Origin of the sequence: Pseudomonas sp. YuFO8, assembly GCF_035065025.1 — a bacterium.
Classification (GTDB): domain Bacteria; phylum Pseudomonadota; class Gammaproteobacteria; order Pseudomonadales; family Pseudomonadaceae; genus Aquipseudomonas; species Aquipseudomonas putida_AE.
The window spans coordinates 1-415 of record NZ_JAXDEQ010000165.1 but is presented as its reverse complement, the minus strand read 5'-3'; the positions used below and the strand labels follow the sequence as shown (position 1 = coordinate 415).

General features: G+C 55.7%; 1 pseudogene. It reads left to right on the top strand.

Annotated features, from left to right (window positions below):
* Positions 1-415: pseudogene (locus SOP95_RS31815) on the top strand (transporter substrate-binding domain-containing protein); the annotation flags it as partial.

Below are 415 nucleotides of genomic sequence, written 5' to 3'. Positions count from 1 at the left end.
GGCCGACATCATCGGCGCTATCATTCCCACCACCGAACGGGAGGCCCAGTTAAACTTCAGTCGCCCCTATCTGGAAAACTCCTACGTGATGTTGACACGCAAGGAAAACCAGGCCCCAACCAGTCTGGAGGGAATGGAAGGCAGACGTGTGGCCGTCACCCAAGGCAGACCAATGGCAAGGTTCCTGCGCGAGAACTTACCAACGATTCAATTGGTGGAAACAGGCGACAATTTCAAGGCCGCCGAGTTGTTGGTGCAAGGGCAGGTCGACGGCGCGGTCAACAGCTTGGTGATCGCCAACTATTACCTCTCTTCCTCCATTTTCCAGGATAAGGTCCAGATCAGCTTCAGTATCGGCACGATGCCCGCTACCTATTCACTGGCTACCTCGCGCAACGCCACCGAACTCAGCTCA